Source organism: Vibrio orientalis CIP 102891 = ATCC 33934 (assembly GCF_000176235.1).
GTDB lineage: Bacteria > Pseudomonadota > Gammaproteobacteria > Enterobacterales > Vibrionaceae > Vibrio > Vibrio orientalis.
In genome coordinates, this window is the sequence record NZ_ACZV01000004.1 from 450,002 (window position 1) to 468,310 (window position 18,309).

General features: G+C 43.6%; 15 protein-coding genes. 9 read left to right on the forward strand and 6 right to left on the reverse strand.

The genetic code is table 11. The features are described from left to right. Positions 1-25 precede the first annotated feature (25 nt). On the forward strand, positions 26-472 hold the full coding sequence (locus tag VIA_RS05540) for an RNA-binding S4 domain-containing protein (protein WP_004411580.1): 447 nt from the start codon (positions 26-28) through the stop codon (positions 470-472). A gap of 29 nt (positions 473-501) precedes the next feature. On the opposite strand, the gene VIA_RS05545 is transcribed toward VIA_RS05540, so the two are convergent. Then, positions 502-4,461, reverse strand: a complete 3,960-nt coding sequence (locus VIA_RS05545; protein ID WP_004411581.1) for a PAS domain-containing hybrid sensor histidine kinase/response regulator — start codon at positions 4,459-4,461, stop codon at positions 502-504. A 115-nt stretch (positions 4,462-4,576) separates the two neighbouring features. Here VIA_RS05545 and VIA_RS05550 point away from each other — a divergent pair, with 115 nt between their 5' ends. The 5 genes from VIA_RS05550 (at position 4,577) to vctC (ending at position 9,448) form a co-directional block, all read left to right on the forward strand. Continuing rightward, positions 4,577-5,695: an HD-GYP domain-containing protein gene (locus VIA_RS05550; RefSeq protein ID WP_004411582.1), complete on the forward strand. Its 1,119-nt coding sequence runs from the start codon at positions 4,577-4,579 to the stop codon at positions 5,693-5,695. A gap of 132 nt (positions 5,696-5,827) precedes the next feature. Further along, positions 5,828-6,739, forward strand: a complete 912-nt coding sequence (locus VIA_RS05555) for a siderophore ABC transporter substrate-binding protein (RefSeq protein WP_004411583.1) — start codon at positions 5,828-5,830, stop codon at positions 6,737-6,739. 71 nt (positions 6,740-6,810) lie between these two features. Continuing rightward, the gene (gene vctD / locus VIA_RS05560; RefSeq protein ID WP_004411584.1) at positions 6,811-7,746 is read left to right on the forward strand and encodes an iron chelate uptake ABC transporter permease subunit VctD; all 936 of its coding nucleotides are present in this window, start codon (positions 6,811-6,813) and stop codon (positions 7,744-7,746) included. After that, on the forward strand, positions 7,736-8,686 hold the full coding sequence (gene vctG / locus VIA_RS05565) for an iron chelate uptake ABC transporter permease subunit VctG (protein WP_004411585.1): 951 nt from the start codon (positions 7,736-7,738) through the stop codon (positions 8,684-8,686). Before vctD ends, vctG begins: the two co-directional genes overlap by 11 nt. Before the next feature lie 6 nt (positions 8,687-8,692). Further along, positions 8,693-9,448, forward strand: a complete 756-nt coding sequence (gene vctC, locus VIA_RS05570) for an iron chelate ABC transporter ATP-binding protein VctC (protein ID WP_004411586.1) — start codon at positions 8,693-8,695, stop codon at positions 9,446-9,448. Positions 9,449-9,485: 37 nt separating this feature from the next. Here the strand turns inward: vctC and cueR are convergent, their stop codons facing one another. The 3 genes from cueR to VIA_RS05585 all read right to left on the reverse strand — a co-directional run bounded on the left by cueR (position 9,486) and on the right by VIA_RS05585 (position 13,081). Continuing rightward, positions 9,486-9,872: a Cu(I)-responsive transcriptional regulator gene (cueR, locus tag VIA_RS05575; RefSeq protein WP_004411587.1), complete on the reverse strand. Its 387-nt coding sequence runs from the start codon at positions 9,870-9,872 to the stop codon at positions 9,486-9,488. Between the two features lie 165 nt (positions 9,873-10,037). Then, positions 10,038-11,084 carry a porin gene (locus tag VIA_RS05580; protein WP_004411588.1) on the reverse strand — a complete coding sequence of 349 codons (1,047 nt, stop codon included), beginning with the start codon at positions 11,082-11,084 and terminating at the stop codon, positions 10,038-10,040. 371 nt (positions 11,085-11,455) lie between these two features. After that, positions 11,456-13,081, reverse strand: coding sequence for a putative bifunctional diguanylate cyclase/phosphodiesterase (locus tag VIA_RS05585; protein ID WP_004411589.1), 1,626 nt, complete (start codon positions 13,079-13,081; stop codon positions 11,456-11,458). 295 nt (positions 13,082-13,376) lie between these two features. Here VIA_RS05585 and VIA_RS05590 point away from each other — a divergent pair, with 295 nt between their 5' ends. Next, on the forward strand, positions 13,377-14,570 hold the full coding sequence (locus VIA_RS05590) for an acetate/propionate family kinase (RefSeq protein WP_004417791.1): 1,194 nt from the start codon (positions 13,377-13,379) through the stop codon (positions 14,568-14,570). An 87-nt stretch (positions 14,571-14,657) separates the two neighbouring features. Here VIA_RS05590 and VIA_RS05595 read toward each other — a convergent pair whose 3' ends face one another. Next, on the reverse strand, positions 14,658-15,497 hold the full coding sequence (locus VIA_RS05595) for a patatin-like phospholipase family protein (RefSeq protein WP_004411591.1): 840 nt from the start codon (positions 15,495-15,497) through the stop codon (positions 14,658-14,660). A 119-nt stretch (positions 15,498-15,616) separates the two neighbouring features. Beyond that, positions 15,617-16,504, reverse strand: coding sequence for a LysR family transcriptional regulator (locus tag VIA_RS05600; protein WP_004417793.1), 888 nt, complete (start codon positions 16,502-16,504; stop codon positions 15,617-15,619). A 104-nt stretch (positions 16,505-16,608) separates the two neighbouring features. Here VIA_RS05600 and VIA_RS05605 point away from each other — a divergent pair, with 104 nt between their 5' ends. Beyond that, entirely contained in the window at positions 16,609-16,905 is a 297-nt protein-coding gene (locus VIA_RS05605; RefSeq protein ID WP_004411593.1) for a putative quinol monooxygenase, read from the forward strand. Then, entirely contained in the window at positions 16,902-17,876 is a 975-nt protein-coding gene (locus VIA_RS05610; protein WP_004411594.1) for a Gfo/Idh/MocA family protein, read from the forward strand. Before VIA_RS05605 ends, VIA_RS05610 begins: the two co-directional genes overlap by 4 nt. The last annotated feature ends 433 nt before the right edge of the window (positions 17,877-18,309 follow it).

The window sequence follows — 18,309 nt, forward strand, 5'->3', positions numbered from 1 at the left end:
GTGAGTAAACGACCCAAGGTATGGTATGAGCCAAGACTACGAACAAGGCGAAGAAATAGAGATTGAAGCGATCGGCATCGAGGTATCTTCACATCCGATCGAACTCTATAAAGTGTTTAAAATTGCTAACTTAGTCGGTGGCGGCGGTGAAGCTAAACACCTAATTTCTGAGGGTTATGTCGCTGTTAATGGTGAGCTTGAAACAAGAAAACGTCGTAAAATGTATGACGGGGATTTTTTCGAGTTTAACCAAGAATATTACGTTGTTGTGTGCGACGCCCCAGTTACTGAGCCTGAAGATAAGCCAGTAAAGCAAGAAAAGAAAGCAGAGAAAAAAGCTGAAAAGAAAACTGGCAGGAAAGCGAAATCATCAAAAGCTAGCTCATCTAAACAGAAGAAAAATGTGCCAGAAGATAAACCTGCGAGCAAGTCAAAAAACAGCAATGGACGTGGCTCGATAGATTTTTTCTGAATGATTATTAGGGTCCATCAGGGCCCTTTTTATGGTTTAGGGAATTGGTTAAGTAACTCTCTAGCCAATTCAAATTCAAATCCCTCAATGGCATCGATCAGTTGTGACTGCTGCTCTTCTGTCCAAACACCAAACTCCTCTGCGTCTTGCACTATGGCAAGCGCTTCGACATCATATTCGTCTACAAGAGTGACCAGCTGTTGGTAGCGTTGTTTTGGATCAACCTGTGGTTTAGCCGCTTGTTGCTGGTTTTCTTGTTGCCACTGCGTTAACTCTAGGTGCAGCTTTTTGACGATTGCACTACTCACTTCGAGTTCGCCTAAGGCTGTCTTACTATGTTCCTTAATGCTACGCTCCATCTTGGCAGCAAGCTTCGAAAGTAGTTCAATCCCTAGATTGGCTGAAGACCCTTTCAACGAGTGAGCCATCCTTGCGGCCATCTCCCAATCTTCTTTTTCAACGACCTCTTTAAACATCGGTAGTTCTTCTAATTGTGAGGTTAGGAATCGCGACAAAATGGAAAAATAACTCTCTTTGTCACCACCAATATCAAATATGGCCTGTTCGAGGTTAATACCGCTGAGATGTGGCAAGTCTGAGTTGTTACTTGGTGCGGCGGTTGACGTAGCAAGCTGAGACTTGGATGAGGACTCATCGTTTGGTGACAAGTACTGACTCAAGGTCTTATAAAGATTATGAACATTAATCGGCTTGGCTAAATGACTATTCATCCCTGCAGTGATGCAGCGTTCCACGTCGCTTTGCATCGCGTTGGCGGTCATGGCGATAATAGGCAGCTGCTGCCAGTTAGGGTTACGTCGGATTTGTTCGGTTGCTGATACGCCATCAAGCACAGGCATCTGCATATCCATTAAAACGAGATCAACCGGATGCTGTTCAAGCATATCCATTGCTTGTTGACCATTCTCCGCGGTGAGCACGTTGACGTTAGTTCCCTTGAGTAGCCCAATAGCGACTTCTTGGTTGACCTCATTGTCCTCTACCAAGAGTATTGTTTGTCCATCAAAAACGGGTTTTTCGAACTGATTAGTCGGGTTATCGCGCGTTACATGCTCGATGCCGAAACTGTCCATGATTGCATCGAGAAGATTAGATGGATTGACGGGTTTGACTATCAGTGAGTCAACCAGCTTTGAATTGGCTTGATCGAGAGAGATTTCACGCCCATAAGCGGTGACTAGGAAGTTTTTGGAATGCTGCAGTAATCGTTCACTTTGCGCTGTTTGCAACAATTCAATCCCGTTTAACCCAGGCATGTTCCAGTCGACAAAAAATAGATCGAACTGGTCGCGACGTATTTCATCGAGAGCCTCAAAACCATTGCTGACAGCTTTGGCATCAAAGTGCATCGCATTTAAAAGGGTCACTAAGATGTTGCGCGCTGAGTCATTATCATCGACCACTAGAGCGCGTTTTCCCGCGAGCCCAGCAATAGGCTTGGAAATGTCACGCATCTTGGCTTCTTGCAGACCACAAGTAATGGTGAACGCGAAAGTAGAGCCTGCTCCGAGTGTGCTGCTTACTGAGAGCTGCCCGCCCATTAACTCAACCAACTGTTTGCTAATGCTTAGCCCAAGGCCAGTGCCGCCGAATTCACGAGTAATGCTGCTGTCTGCTTGAGAGAACGCATCGAACAAGTGGGCGATTTTTTCTTTATCAATACCAATACCGGTATCTTTAACTGAGAAGTGCAACACAACGTCACGTTCTGTGAGCATCTCAATTCGAACAGCGACGACCACTTCGCCTTGCTCGGTAAACTTGACCGCATTACCACACAGATTAACCAATACCTGGCCAATGCGCAGTGGGTCACCAATCAAGCCTGTCGGGACCTGAGGTTCAATATCGAGCAAGAACTCGATCTTTTTCTCCTGGGCTTTTAATGAAATTACGTTGGTTAAGTTGTCAAATACCTCATCAAGACTGAAATCGATGGTCTCAATGTTTAACTTACCGACTTCAATTTTTGAGAAATCGAGGATATCGTTGATTATTCCAAGTAGGTTTTTAGCTGACTCATTAATGCGGGTTAAATATTTGTGCTGTGCGGGATCAAGTTCAGTGTTGAGTGCCAAATGAACCATTCCGAGTATGCCGTTCATCGGTGTGCGAATCTCATGACTCATGTTGGCAAGAAATTCACCTTTAGCGCGGCTCATTGCGTCAGCCGTTTCTTTGGCATCACGCAGCTCAGTTTCCATCAGCTTACGCTCCGTCAAATCGAGCAAGATTCCGACTATCCCCGACACCTTACCATGACTATTACTAAACGAAGCCTCGCACACCAGCATGTCGCGAGTTTGTAAGTGTTGGTCAAGCACTGACAATTCGTAGTTTTTACTTCCTTGCTTTAGAGTTAGCTGCTGATGGGCCTCGCTAAAACACTGTGAAGCATCTTGTTGGCTAAACACATCTTGCGGAGTTTTTCCTATGATCTCCTGCATGGGTAAACCACAAAGTTCGCAGAATTTCGCGTTAATGGTTAGATAGTTACCTTGTGAAGACAAGCAGTACATTGGGTTAGGGGTCGCGTTTAAGATCTCTTGATTCAGTTGAGACTGTTCTAGCACCTTTTGCTCCGCCTTTCTTTGCAACTCGATGTTCTGACTGAGTTGGATACTGACAGCAAGGTCATCAAGCATTTGGCTGAGCCACTGATATTGAATATCGCTCAAAGTTTCTGTGGTACCCACCTTAAGTAACGCAACTGGCTGTTCGTTTACGCAGAGAGGGAAGTAGTAAAGCTCATTCAGCTCAAGGCTACCGCCGCTTATTGACATGGTGTATTTACCGGCCAGTGCCTTCATACTGTAAGGTTTGCCGGAAAGAAGTACGCTGAGCTCAGTGGAACTGGTATCGGATATATAATGAGCGTGAGATCCCTCATGACCAGCACCGGCAATGCGGACTAACTGATCATCTCGGTATAGGGACAGGCCAACTTGTTGGATGGGGAATTGGTGGAGTAGGAACTGGGTAACTTCTTGGCATAAGTTAAGCGTCGACTGGCTTGTCCTCAACACAATGTTGAAGTCTTTAAATAGTGTGTTCTGATTCAATTGTTCTGCAATGTGGTGGAAAACTACATTGAGGCTATCGATAAATCGCTGCAGCTCAGCGTAGGCTTTTTGCGTGATAGTAAAGGCGTAATCCTTCTCTTTGACTTGATGGACCACGGTTTTTAGTAACCTGCTGAGAGGGCTGATATATAGGTGCCAGAGAAGTGTGAAAGAGAGTGCTATTGAGGCAAGCAGAATGGTCATCAGAATCAGATAAACGCTGCGGTATTCTTGTGTTTGTTGGTCAACGTTAGCAATGTTGTTTTCAATTCGATATAAGACAGCTTGATGTGCAGAGCCAACCGCGCGCATTATCTTGGCTTTTTCTGCGAAATACTTTTTGCTGTAAAGTAACGACTGGGCGTAAGGAAGGTCTGGTTTCCCAGTGTCTATCTCTTCGCCGTTGTCGACTAACTTGATTCCTTTGACGGCTAAAAAGGCTTCTCTCTCAAGATTGACCAAGCCATCAGAGAGCATAAGCGCGCTTTTAAGCTCAAGAAACTCTGCTTCACTAATTCCTGACTCTCTCAATCGGGTTAATAATGGCATGCCATTAGACGGGTCACCATCAGACACAATCTCCGTAGAATTTGCAATCAGATCCCAATATTCGTACTCGTTACCTTTGGGAATAGGTACCTCCCCATTTCGCACGGCAAGTACATGGTTAAATAATTGTTCCCAATATTCATCACCAGTGACGACGTACGCGCGCGCGAATTTTGTGAGATGATCTGAGCTCTGTTTAAGCTCTTGTGAGAGACGATAGAAACGTTGTAAATCTTGTAAGTAGGTGTGGCTTTGAGAGCGCAGTTCAGACACTTTATCTGTCACCAAGGACATGCTTACAGCACAAACTCCCATCGCGAGGAAGAGCAACATAAATAAGGTTCGAATCGAGCGCATTGAAAACTTTCCTTCCTTGGCTAGATAGCAGTGCAAGTGAAAATGGCTTGGCTATAGTTATTGATAAGTTTAGTTATTGTTTTTCTGGTCGATATGATTTTTCAGGATATTTTCTATGCCCGTTGAAAACTTGAGTGATTGCACTGTGCTGATTGTGGATGACTGTGCAGATAATCTGGCTTTTATGGCTCAAGGTTTGAAAGAGCGTTACCACGTAAAAGCGGCAAAAAGTGGAGAGATGGCACTGCATATTCTGGAACAGTTTGATATCGACCTGATTTTGCTCGATATAGTGATGCCTGATATCACTGGTTATGATGTGATTCGAGCGGTGACCAATAACCATAAAACGCGCAATATTCCGGTGATATTTCTAACCGGAAAGAACTCACCTGAAGATGAAAAGCTTGGTTTTGAACTGGGAGCTGCGGACTATGTACACAAGCCAGTCAGCATTCCTTTGTTACGCTCAAGAGTCAAAACACACCTGCAGAACAAACGCTCCAAAGACATTCTAATGGATGAAAATGGTTACCTTGAAAAACAGGTTCTGAAGCGTTCCTATGAGCTGGATCGTATGCAGGATGCGGTCGTATTTGCCCTTGCCAGCCTCGCAGAGACGCGAGACCCAGAAACTGGTAACCATATTCTACGTACTCAATATTATGTCAAGCTGCTTGCAGAACAGTTGGCTGAGAAGCCGTATTACAGTGAAATGTTGACGCCAAAAATGATCGATACCTATTTCAAAGCCGCGCCATTGCACGATATTGGTAAGGTCGGGATTGTCGATTCTATCTTGCTCAAACCCGGTAAACTGACCGATGAAGAGTTTGAAATCATGAAAGATCATGCCAAGCTCGGGTTATTGGCTCTAGAGAAAGCAGAACAGCTATCTGGGGCAAGGAACGAACTTATCTCGGTAGCCAAGGAGATTGCGTACGGCCACCATGAAAAATGGGATGGTTCAGGATATCCAAATGGTTATAGCGGCGATGCCATCCCGCTTAGTGCTCGGTTGATGGCATTGGCCGATGTGTATGATGCTCTGCGATGTCGCCGAGTTTACAAAGCCCCGATGAGCCACGAAAAAGCCAAACAAATCATCATGGAGGGGAGTGGTCAGCATTTTGACCCAGAAGTTATTGAAGCGTTTATTACCCAAGAAGACCGCTTTATCAAAATTGCTGAAGAATTTGGTGATGAGTCACCTATTGATGGCAGTAAGTGGTAACGATGGACGTTTTAACCCTCTAGGCAGCCGTCAAATTACAATTCCTTGATGAATGTAAAAAACGTAAATACACGGTACATAGTTACAAATGTAAATGATAATGCATTGCATTTGTAATTATGGAGTCTAACAATGAAAATGTCTGCAGCAATGCTAGTGACGGGATTACTAGCGTTTGGCGCTCACGCAAAAGTGGTCGAAATTGAACATGCTCAGGGCACAACGAAAGTAGAATCAAACCCTGAACGCGTGGTGGTTATTGGCCTAGGCGCACTTGATACCGTGAAGGCATTTGGTATTGAACCTGTCGCTATTTCTACCGTCAGTATGTTTCCTGATTACCTTTCAGAATACCGTGACTACAAGTTCGTTTCGGCAGGCAGCCTTCACGAACCAGATTTTGAAACCATCTATACGCAAAAACCTGATTTAATCATCATCGGTACACGTGCTGCGTCTAAGTTCAAAGAGCTTTCAGAAATTGCTCCGACAATCGTCTATGCATCAGACGCGAACAAAGGTTACTGGGCGAGTACGCAACAACAATGGCGCAACCTCGGTGAAGTGTTTGAAAAACAAGACTTTGTAGAGAAAAAAATCGAACAACTTGATAACGAGTTCAAAGCGATTAGCCAGTCTAACCAGTCAAGTAACACTGACGCTCTAACCGTAATGAGCGCGGGTGGCAACATTACAACGTTTGGTACGCAGTCACGCTTCTCAGCGATTTACAAAGATTTTGGCTTTAAAGAGACTGTAGCTGGCATCAAAGAAAGCCGTCACGGCGATCTCGTGTCGTATGAATTTATTCGTGAGAAAAATCCAGATACGCTACTGATTATCGATAAAGATGTCCTAATCAACAAAGGCAAGCCAAGCACGGTAAAACGTGATTTTGAAAATGACCTTGTGAAAGCGACGGATGCTTACCAAAACAAGAAAATGGCTTACCTAGATATCAATGCTTGGTATCTGTCGATCTCTGGTATGCGTGCAACAGAACAGATGATCTCAGACGTTAAGTCGGCATCGGCAATAAACTAATACCTATTACAAAAAGAATAAGAAAAGAGCCTCAAGTTATTGCTTGAGGCTTTTGTGCTGAGAGGCAAAGAGTGAAAAAGTTACTTCTGACGCTGGTTTTACTGAGTGTAGCGTCATTGTTCGTTGGTGTAGGGCAACTCAACCTAACATCACTTTTGGCAGGTGATTCTGCTAGTTGGAATCTATTATTTACCAGCCGTATTCCACGTTTAGTTGCTGTCCTTCTTGCTGGTTCAGGTCTAAGTATTGCAGGTTTAATCATGCAGCAAATCAGTCAGAACAGGTTTGCTTCCCCCTCAACATCGGGCACTATCGAATGTGCCATGCTTGGTTACATCATTAGCTTGGTATTGTTTGGTAGCGAACAGCTATGGTTGGTCTTTGCTGTGGCAATGGCAGGCACGTTACTGTTCGTTCAATTCATCAACCGAATTCAATTTAAAAACGCCATTTTTGTGCCCTTAGTCGGTATCATTTTCGGTAATGTGGTTGACTCACTTGCAACCTTTATTGCTTACAAGTACGACGCGCTACAAAACCTTTCCAGTTGGACGGTGGCTAATTTCGCCAACCTTCTGCAAGGTGATTACGAACTGCTCTATATCGCGATTCCATTTGCAATATTCAGTTATCTTTATGCTGCTCGTATCTCTGCGGTTGGTCTTGGTAAAGACTTTGCGACTAACCTTGGCTTGAACTACCAACAGGTGCTAATCATTGGTGTGCTGCTGGTTTCTGTCATGTCCGCTTCTGTGGTGATGATTGTAGGTATGTTACCGTTTCTTGGCCTGATCGTACCAAACCTTGTCAGCCACTTCTTCGGCGATAACTTAAGACGCAATATCCCGCTTACTGCGATACTTGGCGCATTGATTGTGTTGTGCTGTGATTTAGCAGGGCGGCTGATCATCTTCCCTTACGAGATTCCCATTTCGACCATCATCAGCATCTTAGGTGGTTCTGTGTTTATATTCTTTATCTTGAAAGGTCAGAAAGATGCAAGATAGAACCAAACTCGTTTTGCTTGCTGTAACAGCAATCGTATTTTGCTTTCTGTTTATTGGCATCGGCCTCAATGCGGACAACTATCAATACTTTTTGTCACGCCGCGTTCCTAAAGTGTTGGCGATGGTGATCGCAGGCATAGCCATCGGGCAATCTGCATTAGTATTCCAAACCATTACGCACAACCGAATTTTGACGCCGAGCATTATGGGCTTTGACTCGCTTTATATGTTCACTCAAGTGCTGGTGGTGGTTTTGTTTGGCGGCATGAGTGCCATGGCATTAAACGCCTACGTCAACTTCGGTTTGTCTGTGGCTGCTATGTTGGGGTTCTCGATGCTGTTGTTTAGCTTTTATTTCAGAGGAGAGCGACAGAACTTAATGGTGTTACTACTTCTTGGTGTCATTCTAGGGCAGTTGTTCTCCAGCATCTCGTCATTCTTCACGATGTTGCTCGATCCTAATGATTTCGCCGCAGTTCAAGCTAACATGTTTGCCAGCTTCAATAATGTCAAAGTAGAACTTGTGTATCTATGTGCGCCGCTGCTTCTTAGTCTCAGTCTTCTGTTGTTTCGTTTGCACCGCACGCTCGATGTTTTTTGGTTAGATAAAGACAACGCGACCAGTTTGGGGGTCGATGTTAAGAAAGTGACACTGCAAGTGCTGATTTTGAGCGCGGCACTGATCGCCATCTCGACGGCCTTAATTGGGCCAATTATGTTCTTTGGCTTGTTGGTGACCAATCTTGCAAGAGAGCTGTTTCGGTCATTCCAGCATAAGGTTTTATTGCTAGGTGTATCTTTATTATCGGTTGCTTCTTTATTAAGTGGTCAATGGATTGTTGAGAATCTATTTGGGTTCTCGACCACCATCAGTGTCGTGATTAACTTTGTCGGCGGCATTTATTTCTTAACCATGTTGCTGCGCAACAAAATTGTCTAGGTTTCTATGATTTCATTAAAAAGCCTGACCAAAGCTTTTGGTCAATCTAAAGTGGTCGATAGCGCAAGCGCTGAGTTTGAAAAAGGCAAAGTGACCTCAATCATCGGCCCAAATGGTGCAGGAAAAAGTACTCTTTTATCAATGGCCAGTCGTCTAGTCAGTAAAGACAAAGGCGAGGTTTACATCGATTGTAAAGAGCTGAGCGAGTGGGATACCAAAGAGCTCGCTCAGCGACTAGCTGTGCTGCGTCAAGCGAACAACATCACCATGCGATTTACCGTTCGAGAGATGATTGCCTTTGGGCGTTTCCCTTATTCACAAGGTAAGCTCAATGATGAAGATAACCAGATCATCAACAAAGCGATTGAATACTTGGACCTAGTAGAGATTCAACACAAATACTTAGACGAGTTGAGTGGTGGTCAACGACAGCTTTCGTTTATTGCTATGGTCATGGCGCAAGATACCGACTATGTATTTCTCGATGAGCCGCTAAACAACTTAGATATTAAGCATTCGCTGCAAATTATGCGTAACGTTGGCCGTTTAGCCCATGAGATGAACAAAGCCGTCGTCGTAGTGATTCATGATATTAACTTTGCTGCGTGCTACTCAGACAAGATCATTGCACTTAAGAAAGGGCAGGTAGTAGCGCAAGGTAAAGTGGAAGAAGTGATTCAGTCTGATATTTTAGAAAGTATCTACGAAACGCCGTTTAACATCATTGAAGTCGATGGCAAACGGATGTGTACTTACTATTAATAAGCGAAAGGCCTTGAAATGATTCAAGGCCTTTTTGTCACTTAGTCAGATCTTCGATAATTGGGCACTGACTGTTGGAGTCCCCTGGGCAAGCAGAGACCCAACTCTTGAGCTGACGTTCGATCTCTTTGAGCTCTTTAATCTTTACTTCCACTTCAGCAAGTTTCTCTTTTGCTTTCGCTTTTACTTCACTGCTTTTCCGGTTTGGATTTGAAGCGAGCTGAACGAACTCTTTACATTCGATTAGTGAAAAGCCTGCATTTTTAGCACGTGAGATAAGGTTGAGCTCTTGAACTTGTTGCTCAGAATACTCACGATAGCCAGAGTCACTACGGCTAGGGGAAGTAATCAGCCCTTTGTCTTCATAAAGGCGAATAGACTTACTCGATAGTCCCGTCAGCTTAGATACAGCGCCGATGTTCATAGGTTACTCCTTGGGCAAACCGACATAGTGTATTGAACGTCTACTCACTATTGTAACGAGTTTTGGAACAATAAAGCTACTTGCAGGAGTGTTACAGAAAATAAAAAGCCCACCTCGTAAGAGATGGGCGGCGCTGAATGTTTCAGCAATTGGGACAGTAATAGCTTATAGGTAGTAACGTGCGCCGATTAGCCACTTGTCATCAGTTTGGTTATTGTTCGCATCGTTTAGATCAAACTGGTAAGCAGTGTAACCAACAAACTTAGGTGTGAAGTTGTACTCAGCTTGTAGTGCTAGCTCTTCACGTGCCGTTTCTTTTTGCGAATTTGCAAACTGCTTACCTTCAACCATTTCGTAGTTAACGATTAGGTTTAGGCTGTTATCAAGAGCGTATGAAGCCAGTGCTTCGTATGCGTTGCTGTCTGCAAGAAGAGTCGAACCGTCATAGTTCATATTTTCGTTATCTGCGTAAACACCTGCTAGGTAAAGACCTTTACCGTAAGTACCGTATTTAACAGAAACTAGGTGTGATTCAGCTGTTCTTTTTGTTACGCCCAGCGCAGTGAAATCACCCGTGTTGTACGTGTAGCCGAGAGAGAAGCCAGCGATCGAGTAACTTACTGCTGCTTGAATACGATCATCGTACTTGTAGCCACTTTTGTATGCTTCGCTTTCATCGTACTCACGCTCATCATTAGCGCCTTGCCAACCTAGACCGAAGTTAAATGCGCCAGCTTCACCGAACTCAAAACCGTTACGGTAACTGATCATTTTGTCAGCTCGACCCGTGCCTAGAGCACCGTGGTTGTCGTAGATAAAATCGTTCGCGTAAGCAATCGGCATATCAGCTACACCAGCTACGTCATAGTATGGTGCCCACTGAGTACCAACAACTGCGCGGCCAAGCTCATCGTGCGTTAGGCCAACGTAACCTAGACGCGTTGTGAATGCGTTGTCGCCACCGTCTAGGTAGTTAAGAGCCCACTCGCCTTTCGCATCAGCAGTGAAACCATTACCTAGATCTTGTGTAGCGTTAAAGTTGATACGTGGAGAGTTAGTACCGACATCTGTATCGCCTTGCTCAGAGCCATTTAGGTTTGCTGAAACGTGGCCACCGATAGAGAAAGTCGTGCCTTCTTGGTTGTACAGTTCAACTGCATAAACAGAAGTAGAAAGAGTCGCGATAGCAGCTGCTAAGATCGTTTTTTTCATAATAGAGTCCATATATATGAGCCGACAGGCTTTTTGTCATTCGTGTTTTAACGATGTGGCAGACTTTATATGGGTTGTTTACATAAAGGTTACAAAATATAGTAAAACGTTCAAATTGGAATTGATGCCAATTAAATCAATGCCTTATAGCTGAAATATGCTGTTACATTATGTTTTTTTATAGTTTGATTTGTTGTTTAATTATTATGGCGAATGTATTGCTTAGAAACCAAATTAATATCGAATAATCAGACATTTAAAGTTCTGTTAAGGGAAGGGGTAATAATAAGCCAGCCGGATGCAAACGGTTGCTTTTGGCGTGGATGAAAGTAACCGCTTGGCGTCACCAATTTTTTGGGAGAGGGGAATGGCTAAGGAGCCGTTTTCTTTACTCGTTTCTGAGCGAGTGTTTCATAATGGACGGTATCACGGCTTAGCGTCCAGTTAATAGCACGCTCAAGTGGTAACGCAGGGCTAAAATAATAGCCTTGAACATAATCACAACCATATTCTCTCAGAATGTTGACCACTTCCTCGTGTTCAACACCCTCTGATACCACGGTGTAGCCAAGCCCGTGAGCGAGAGAAATGGAGTTTGCGACAATCGAACGATTTCTCTCATTTTTTTGCATCTGATACACGAAGGACTGGTCGATTTTGATTTGATCAACAGGCAGATCTCGAAGCAATGAAAGAGAGGAAAAACCAGTACCAAAGTCATCCAAACTTATTCTAAATCCCATCTGTTTCAGTCTTTCTAACAAAGTCGCAGGGCTTCGTAAGCGGTTAATCGCTGTTGTTTCAGTGATCTCCAATACGACCATTTTGACAAAGTTCTTGTTTAAAAACGCTAATCGGCTCAACTGATTTTCCAAGTTTTTGCTCATCAAATCCTTAGCGGAAAGATTGACATGTACTGGGCAGTGAATACCCGCCGTGATCAGTTGTTCAATGTCACTTGCTACTTTATCCAGCATCCACTCTGTAATTGAGGTGATTTTGTTGCTTTGCTCAGCAATGGCAATGAAATCTGACGGTGTGATGGGTTTACCATCTTCATCCAACCAGCGCATTAACGCTTCATAACTACAAACAATATTGTGCTCTAAACAGATAATCGGCTGATAGAATAATTGAAATTCATTGTTTTCTATCGCTTGGTCAATTTGACGAGAAATCTGTAGCTTTCGACGCGCGTCTTGACTCATATGCGCTGAGAAACTCGCCACCTCGTTACCGTGTGTTTTGGCCCAATACATCGCGACATCTGCCGCATTAATGATCTGTTCGACGCAGGCTCCATCTTTTGGATACGATCCAATACCGACGATAACGCTGCTGGTCAGTTCGAAACCATCAATCGAAAACGGTCTTTTGAGCGATTGATTAATTTTATGCGCAATATCGAATGCATGATCCATTGATTGATTCGGCATGACAACAACGAACTCGTCACCGCCAATACGCGCAATAAAATCCCCTTTCCTGAGGTGTGATCGGGCGCGGTGTCCGATCTGAATGAGTAGTTGATCACCGCAAAAATGTCCCATTCCATCGTTAACTTGCTTAAAGTTGACCACATCGATCAGCATTAGTTGGAAAGGAATGTTGTCTTCAACGAGGAAGTTTACGGTTTCAATACAGTGTTTACGATTAGGCAGGGCAGTAAGTGGGTCATGAAGAGCATTGTGCTTTTCTTCTTGGGCGAGCATATGCAATTGCTGAATGGTACTTAGGCTAAACTTAGTGACCATAAACACAAAAATACTGCCTGAAAACAGAATCATAGACAGTCCGAACAAAATTGGGTCGACAGTCTTGTCAATAAGCAATGAACCTAAAACCAGAGAGTAACCGAGGATGAAACAAGCTATCAACAGACTCAACCATCTCCACCCAGTGTGTTGGGTTTGAGCGCATATTTTTTTTGCTTGAGCTAACCCAGAAACAAGAAAAACAATGCCAATGATGATGAGCGTGACCGCGAGTATGAACAAAGAAATATCCAGTAATAGTATATCGTTTTGTTAAATTGTAGTTAGGCCGTTATGAATATCAAGTGCGTGAGGTATTCATAGCTTAAATTTTAGTCATCAAATCCTTGTTTACAAAGGTGTCATTAATTTTCCTGTTCGAATTAAATCAACAGTTGCTTCAGATCAACAAAAATTATTTATATTGTTGAATATTTCAAATATAAGTTGAAACATTCAAAAAATATTGAATAATGGTTCAAACAATACAATAGAAGCACTACGCTTCATCAAATTGCTCTGAAACAGGAACATACCCATGTCGAATTCGTTTGTGCTGGTCATTAACTCTGGCAGCTCATCATTAAAGTTTGCTGTAATTGACTCTGCGTCTGGTGACGCGATTATCAGTGGCTTAGGTGAGTGCTTTGGTTTACCAGAAGCCGTGATCAGCTGGAAGTATAATGGTGAGAAAACTGAAGAAGCTATTGATGCTCCAGACAATCATCACCAACATGCTATCAATCGAATCGTAGCATTGATGGAAACGTTAGGTTTCACAAAAGATTTAGTTGCCGTGGGTCATCGTATCGTACACGGTGGTGAGAAATTCACTTCTACCGTACGAATTAATGATGAAGTATTAGCAGAAATTGAAAACTTGTCTGATCTGGCACCGCTCCACAACCCAGCAGGCGCTAAAGGTATTCAAGCTGCTATGCAAGCTTTCCCAAGCCTACCTCAATTCGCTGTATTTGATACTGCATTCCACCAAACAATGCCGCAAAAAGCATTCACAGGTGCGATTTCAAATGAGCTTTATAAAGAGTACGGAATCCGTCGATACGGTTTCCACGGCACTAGCCACTATTTCGTAAGTCGTGAAGCGGCGAAAATGCTTAACAAGCCAGTGGAAGAGTCTAGCTTTATCTCTGTTCACCTCGGTAACGGCGCATCAGTATGTGCGATTGAAAATGGTGAGTCAGTCGATACCTCTATGGGCTTCACGCCGCTAGCTGGTCTAATGATGGGTACACGTTCTGGTGACCTTGACCCAGGCGTTATCGAATTCCTAATCAAAAAAGGTTGGACGACAGAGCAAGTATTCGACACTCTGAACAAAAAATCAGGTTTCCTAGGTGTTTCTGGCCTAACGTCAGACGCTCGTGGCATCCTAGAAGCGATGGAAAATGGTCACGAAGGTGCGAAACTGGCATTTGAAGTGTTTACCTACCGCGTAGCGAAGTACATTGGTTCTTACCTCATTCCACTTAGCAACCTAGATGCAATTATCTTTACGGGTGGTATTGGTGAAAACTCACTACCTATTCGTCGCGAAATCTTAAACAACCTTAAACTTCTAGGTTTTGTTGAAGACGAGAAGGGCAACGAAGACGCACGCTTTGGTAACGCAGGTATCATAGCGAAGTCACAAATTCTTGATGCAGTAGCGATGGTTATTCCAACCAACGAAGAGTTCGTAATCGCTCAGCAGTCGGTAGAGCTGCTGTAATTGAGCTTAAACCAAGTACTTAAAAGCGAGCCCAAGTGGCTCGCTTTTTGATTTTGTTAGTTAGAAAGGTGATGGCTCATTCATCGTTTAGCCTTGTTCAACCGCTCTTTTCGCTGCCCTCAAACCCATCTGATACCCGGCATCCAGCTTGTCTTTATTTGTCGTTAGCCTTCCCACAGCGAAGTTATCTTCTGGGGCAATGACTTTGATGACGCAATCTTGAGGAGGGTGATTAATGAACTCTAAGGTTTTGTTGTATTGTTCAGCTCGAACGATCATCGCATCAGCGAGATGGGGCGTCTTTTTCATAAGTCGGCGCAGTAGCCAAGGTGCTTTTGGAGGATGTTTCTTGTAGCCTTGCTTTTGCGACAGAATTACGGTTATTTCCTTAGCTCCTCTGTTGTATGCCTCAATTACAGGGATTGAGTCGACTACTCCTCCATCAATCATTGTTCTTCCTTCAACATTGATAGGCGTGCGATAAGCCATCGGAAGCGAGCATGATGCTTTTAGGATCGTCTCTAAATTACTCTCATGTCCGAGGGTATAAACGGGTTCGCCAGTTGAGACATCCGTAGTCACGATATGGAAAGGCAGAGGTTGTTTATTAAAGGCTTGTATATCATATGGATACTGTAGTGCGATATGATCCCATAGCCAGTCGAGATCTAACCAGTGTCCACCCCTAGCAAACCGTTTAAAGTTTATAAACTCAGGGCGACAAGAGTAGTCTGCAATGATGGTATAGGTTCGACCGCGTTGATTTGAAAGCCACGAGGCGATATTGGTCGAACCCGCCGATACTCCAATGCAAAAATCAAACGGGTTGTAGTCGTGGTCGATAAAGCCGTCTAGCACTCCAGCAGCGAATATGCCGCGCATAGCTCCACCTTCTACGACCAGAGCATGTTTTGTGTTCTGTGTCATTTTACATGGCTTCCCTGACTTGATGTGTGTTTACCCTTCGCCTACTGAGGAGAGAAAGTCTTCAACAGTATTATTACTAAAATAGTGGTCAGATGTGTAGGTGAGAATGATAAACAGCGTCACAATTGTGGTGTATTCATTTGTTTTAATACAAACTCGACAAAAGTTCGATTCTTTAATGACAATTGTTTTGAACGATAGAGCAGATGGATCGGCTTGGGTTTGGGCGCATAGGCCTGAAGCAATTCCACAAGTGTTTCAGATTGGATCTCTTCTTCAACGAGAATTTTGGGCTGCAATAACACGCCCGCGCCATTTATTGCCGCAAACTTGAGGACATCTCCATTATTCGAGGTAAGACGGGTATTAGTGAGACCAAATGTGTTTGATGGCATATTTACGACTTGTTGGCTTTCCCCTTGATGATACTGAAAGCCTAAACAATGGTGCTGGTCGAGATCTTCTAAACAAACAAGTTGGTCATGTTTTGCTAAGTAGCTAGGCGCGGCGCAGTAAGTCATTTCGTAATCGCCAAGCTTGCGTGCGACAAGTGAGGAATCGACTAAATCACCAATACGTATAATGACATCCGAATCGCTGCGATAGGGGTCAATGAGGTTGTTATCTAGTATCAATTCGACATTCAAGTCTGGATATTCGGTCAGAAAGTCTGCCACGATTGGTGCAAGTATCTTCTTGCCGTAAGTCACTGGACAGTTAACCTTTACCGTTCCCGTAGGGCGATTGATCAAGGTATGAATGAGATTTTCAGCGTTGATAATATCTTCAATGATGCGCTGACACTCTTGGTAATAGAGCTTACCTGCTTCGGTAAGAGATTGCTTGCGAGTGGTGCGGTGAATCAGTTGCGTACCTAGGCTTTGCTCTAGAAAACTCACATGCTTGCCGACCATCGTTGGTGAAATATCAAAATGATGAGCGGCGTTGCGAAAGCTGCCGTGCTCTACCACATAAGCGAAGACTTTCATGCTGGTTAGTTTGTCCATTGCGCACTCACAGTTTATAAATAAATAACCAGGCTGGAGTTTATCAATCAAACAAGGTTAATTACAGTGGCTTTGATGATAAAGAATGGAGAAAGGGATCCATCATGAAGCAGAGTATTTTCGTCACTGCCGAACTTAAAATGAATATTAACCAACCTAGAGAGCAGGTCATGCAAGCGATAGAGCAATTTTGCCTTGATATGCAAAGTGAAGAGGGTTGTTTGCAAGCGATTGCAACTTTTGATGACAAAGCGCCACAACGTGTGATCTTGTGGGAACAATATCAAGACCGTGCTGCAATCGATGCTCATTTTTCGATGCCTCATACGCAGGCGTTCATTGCGTCTGAAGTGGCGGAATTAGTACAAGCATTTGAAACTCAGCAGGGGGTAAAATCATGAAGTGGGGCATTTTAGGTACCAGTTTTATTTCTGGCGTAATGGCAGAGGCGATCAACAATGATGGCAAAAGTGAACTCTATGCCGTGGCGGGGCGTTCTGAACATAATCTAAACACCTTTGCCAAGCAGTATGGCGTCGACAAGACTTTTAGCGATTACCAGGCGTTGATTGAAGATCAACAAGTCGACATCATTTACATTGCGCTGCCAAACCATCTACATCATGACTTTATTGTTAAAGCCGCACAGCAAGGAAAAGCCATTCTTTGTGAGAAGTCACTTTCCGTTGATATGGAAAAAACCGAGCTGGCTTTGAAAGCCGTTGAAACACATCAGGTGTTCTTTGCCGAAGGTTTGATGTACTTGCACCATCCACTGATCACTGAATTGGTTTCGCTATTAAAATCAGGAGAAATCGGTGAGTTACGCTCGATTCATACTTCCTATATTGCGTCGATTGCCGAGTTCGTCAATCCAGACAGTAAAGGTGCATTATATAACCTAGGTTGTTACCCGATATCACTGCTCTATTTGGTGGCAAAAACCATGCTCGGTGAGCAAGCGTTTGAAGGTCGAACCGCCACTGCCATTGGGCGAACAGGGCAAGACGGTAATATCTGCGAATCGAGTCTGATGATGCAGTTTGGTCAACAACAAACTGCCACTGTTCATACCGCCGAGGATCATGGTCTCAAGCATCAATTTACTATTCTCGGCAGCAAAGGTTGCATTACACTGGATTCTAACCCGTGGCTGCCTACACAAGAAAACCGTTTAAGTGTCGAAATCTATGAGACGTCAAAACGGTCAGTGTCTGTGAGAGCTGAAGGCGATGCGTTCTTCTATCAGGTTCGCAATATACGTCAAGCAGTTGAAAAGGGTCTTAAAGGATTAGAAAACCCATGTGCAACGTGGAGTGATTCGCACCGGATCATGCAACTGCTAACCGAATGGCACGGCCTGGTTAGATAACATATTTATCCAACATGATTTATTACTTATTGTATTTGGTGACAATCAAGCGAGTCTAGAGCTCGCTTTTAATTGCTATAGACTGAATAAATAAGCGAATAGAACAGAGATGACGTTTAGTTTGAAAAATCGACCTCAATAAAATGGATATAAAATAACTTGCCAGCTTGATTTTATGCTGTATAGTCGAGCGTGCTCTGACATTAGAGTAGTTAAAAATTAAAATTCAGTAAGTCTTCCAGCGACATCCCTAGCCAGTTTTTCCTGTTATACCCTCAATTGTAAAATCTAATAATTACTACTATCAGTGCACCTCAGTGGAGGACCTCCCTCCATCATTTTCATCTTTATAAATAATTTATATAAGTAGGTAAATAATATGGCACGTTCCATAGGTAGAAAAAGATTCTGGTTCCATAAGAAAAGTGTACTG

What these genes read in the sequence shown, in the direction of transcription:
- VIA_RS05545 (WP_004411581.1), bottom strand. Translation starts at nt 4,461, where the DNA reads ATGCGCTCGATTCGAACCTTATTTATGTTGCTCTTCCTCGCGATGGGA.
- VIA_RS05540 (WP_004411580.1), top strand. Translation starts at nt 26, where the DNA reads ATGAGCCAAGACTACGAACAAGGCGAAGAAATAGAGATTGAAGCGATC.
- VIA_RS05550 (WP_004411582.1), top strand. Translation starts at nt 4,577, where the DNA reads ATGCCCGTTGAAAACTTGAGTGATTGCACTGTGCTGATTGTGGATGAC.
- cueR (WP_004411587.1), bottom strand. Translation starts at nt 9,872, where the DNA reads ATGAACATCGGCGCTGTATCTAAGCTGACGGGACTATCGAGTAAGTCT.
- VIA_RS05600 (WP_004417793.1), bottom strand. Translation starts at nt 16,504, where the DNA reads ATGGACAAACTAACCAGCATGAAAGTCTTCGCTTATGTGGTAGAGCAC.
- VIA_RS05605 (WP_004411593.1), top strand. Translation starts at nt 16,609, where the DNA reads ATGAAGCAGAGTATTTTCGTCACTGCCGAACTTAAAATGAATATTAAC.
- vctC (WP_004411586.1), top strand. Translation starts at nt 8,693, where the DNA reads ATGATTTCATTAAAAAGCCTGACCAAAGCTTTTGGTCAATCTAAAGTG.
- VIA_RS05555 (WP_004411583.1), top strand. Translation starts at nt 5,828, where the DNA reads ATGAAAATGTCTGCAGCAATGCTAGTGACGGGATTACTAGCGTTTGGC.
- VIA_RS05590 (WP_004417791.1), top strand. Translation starts at nt 13,377, where the DNA reads ATGTCGAATTCGTTTGTGCTGGTCATTAACTCTGGCAGCTCATCATTA.
- VIA_RS05610 (WP_004411594.1), top strand. Translation starts at nt 16,902, where the DNA reads ATGAAGTGGGGCATTTTAGGTACCAGTTTTATTTCTGGCGTAATGGCA.
- VIA_RS05580 (WP_004411588.1), bottom strand. Translation starts at nt 11,084, where the DNA reads ATGAAAAAAACGATCTTAGCAGCTGCTATCGCGACTCTTTCTACTTCT.
- VIA_RS05595 (WP_004411591.1), bottom strand. Translation starts at nt 15,497, where the DNA reads ATGACACAGAACACAAAACATGCTCTGGTCGTAGAAGGTGGAGCTATG.
- vctG (WP_004411585.1), top strand. Translation starts at nt 7,736, where the DNA reads ATGCAAGATAGAACCAAACTCGTTTTGCTTGCTGTAACAGCAATCGTA.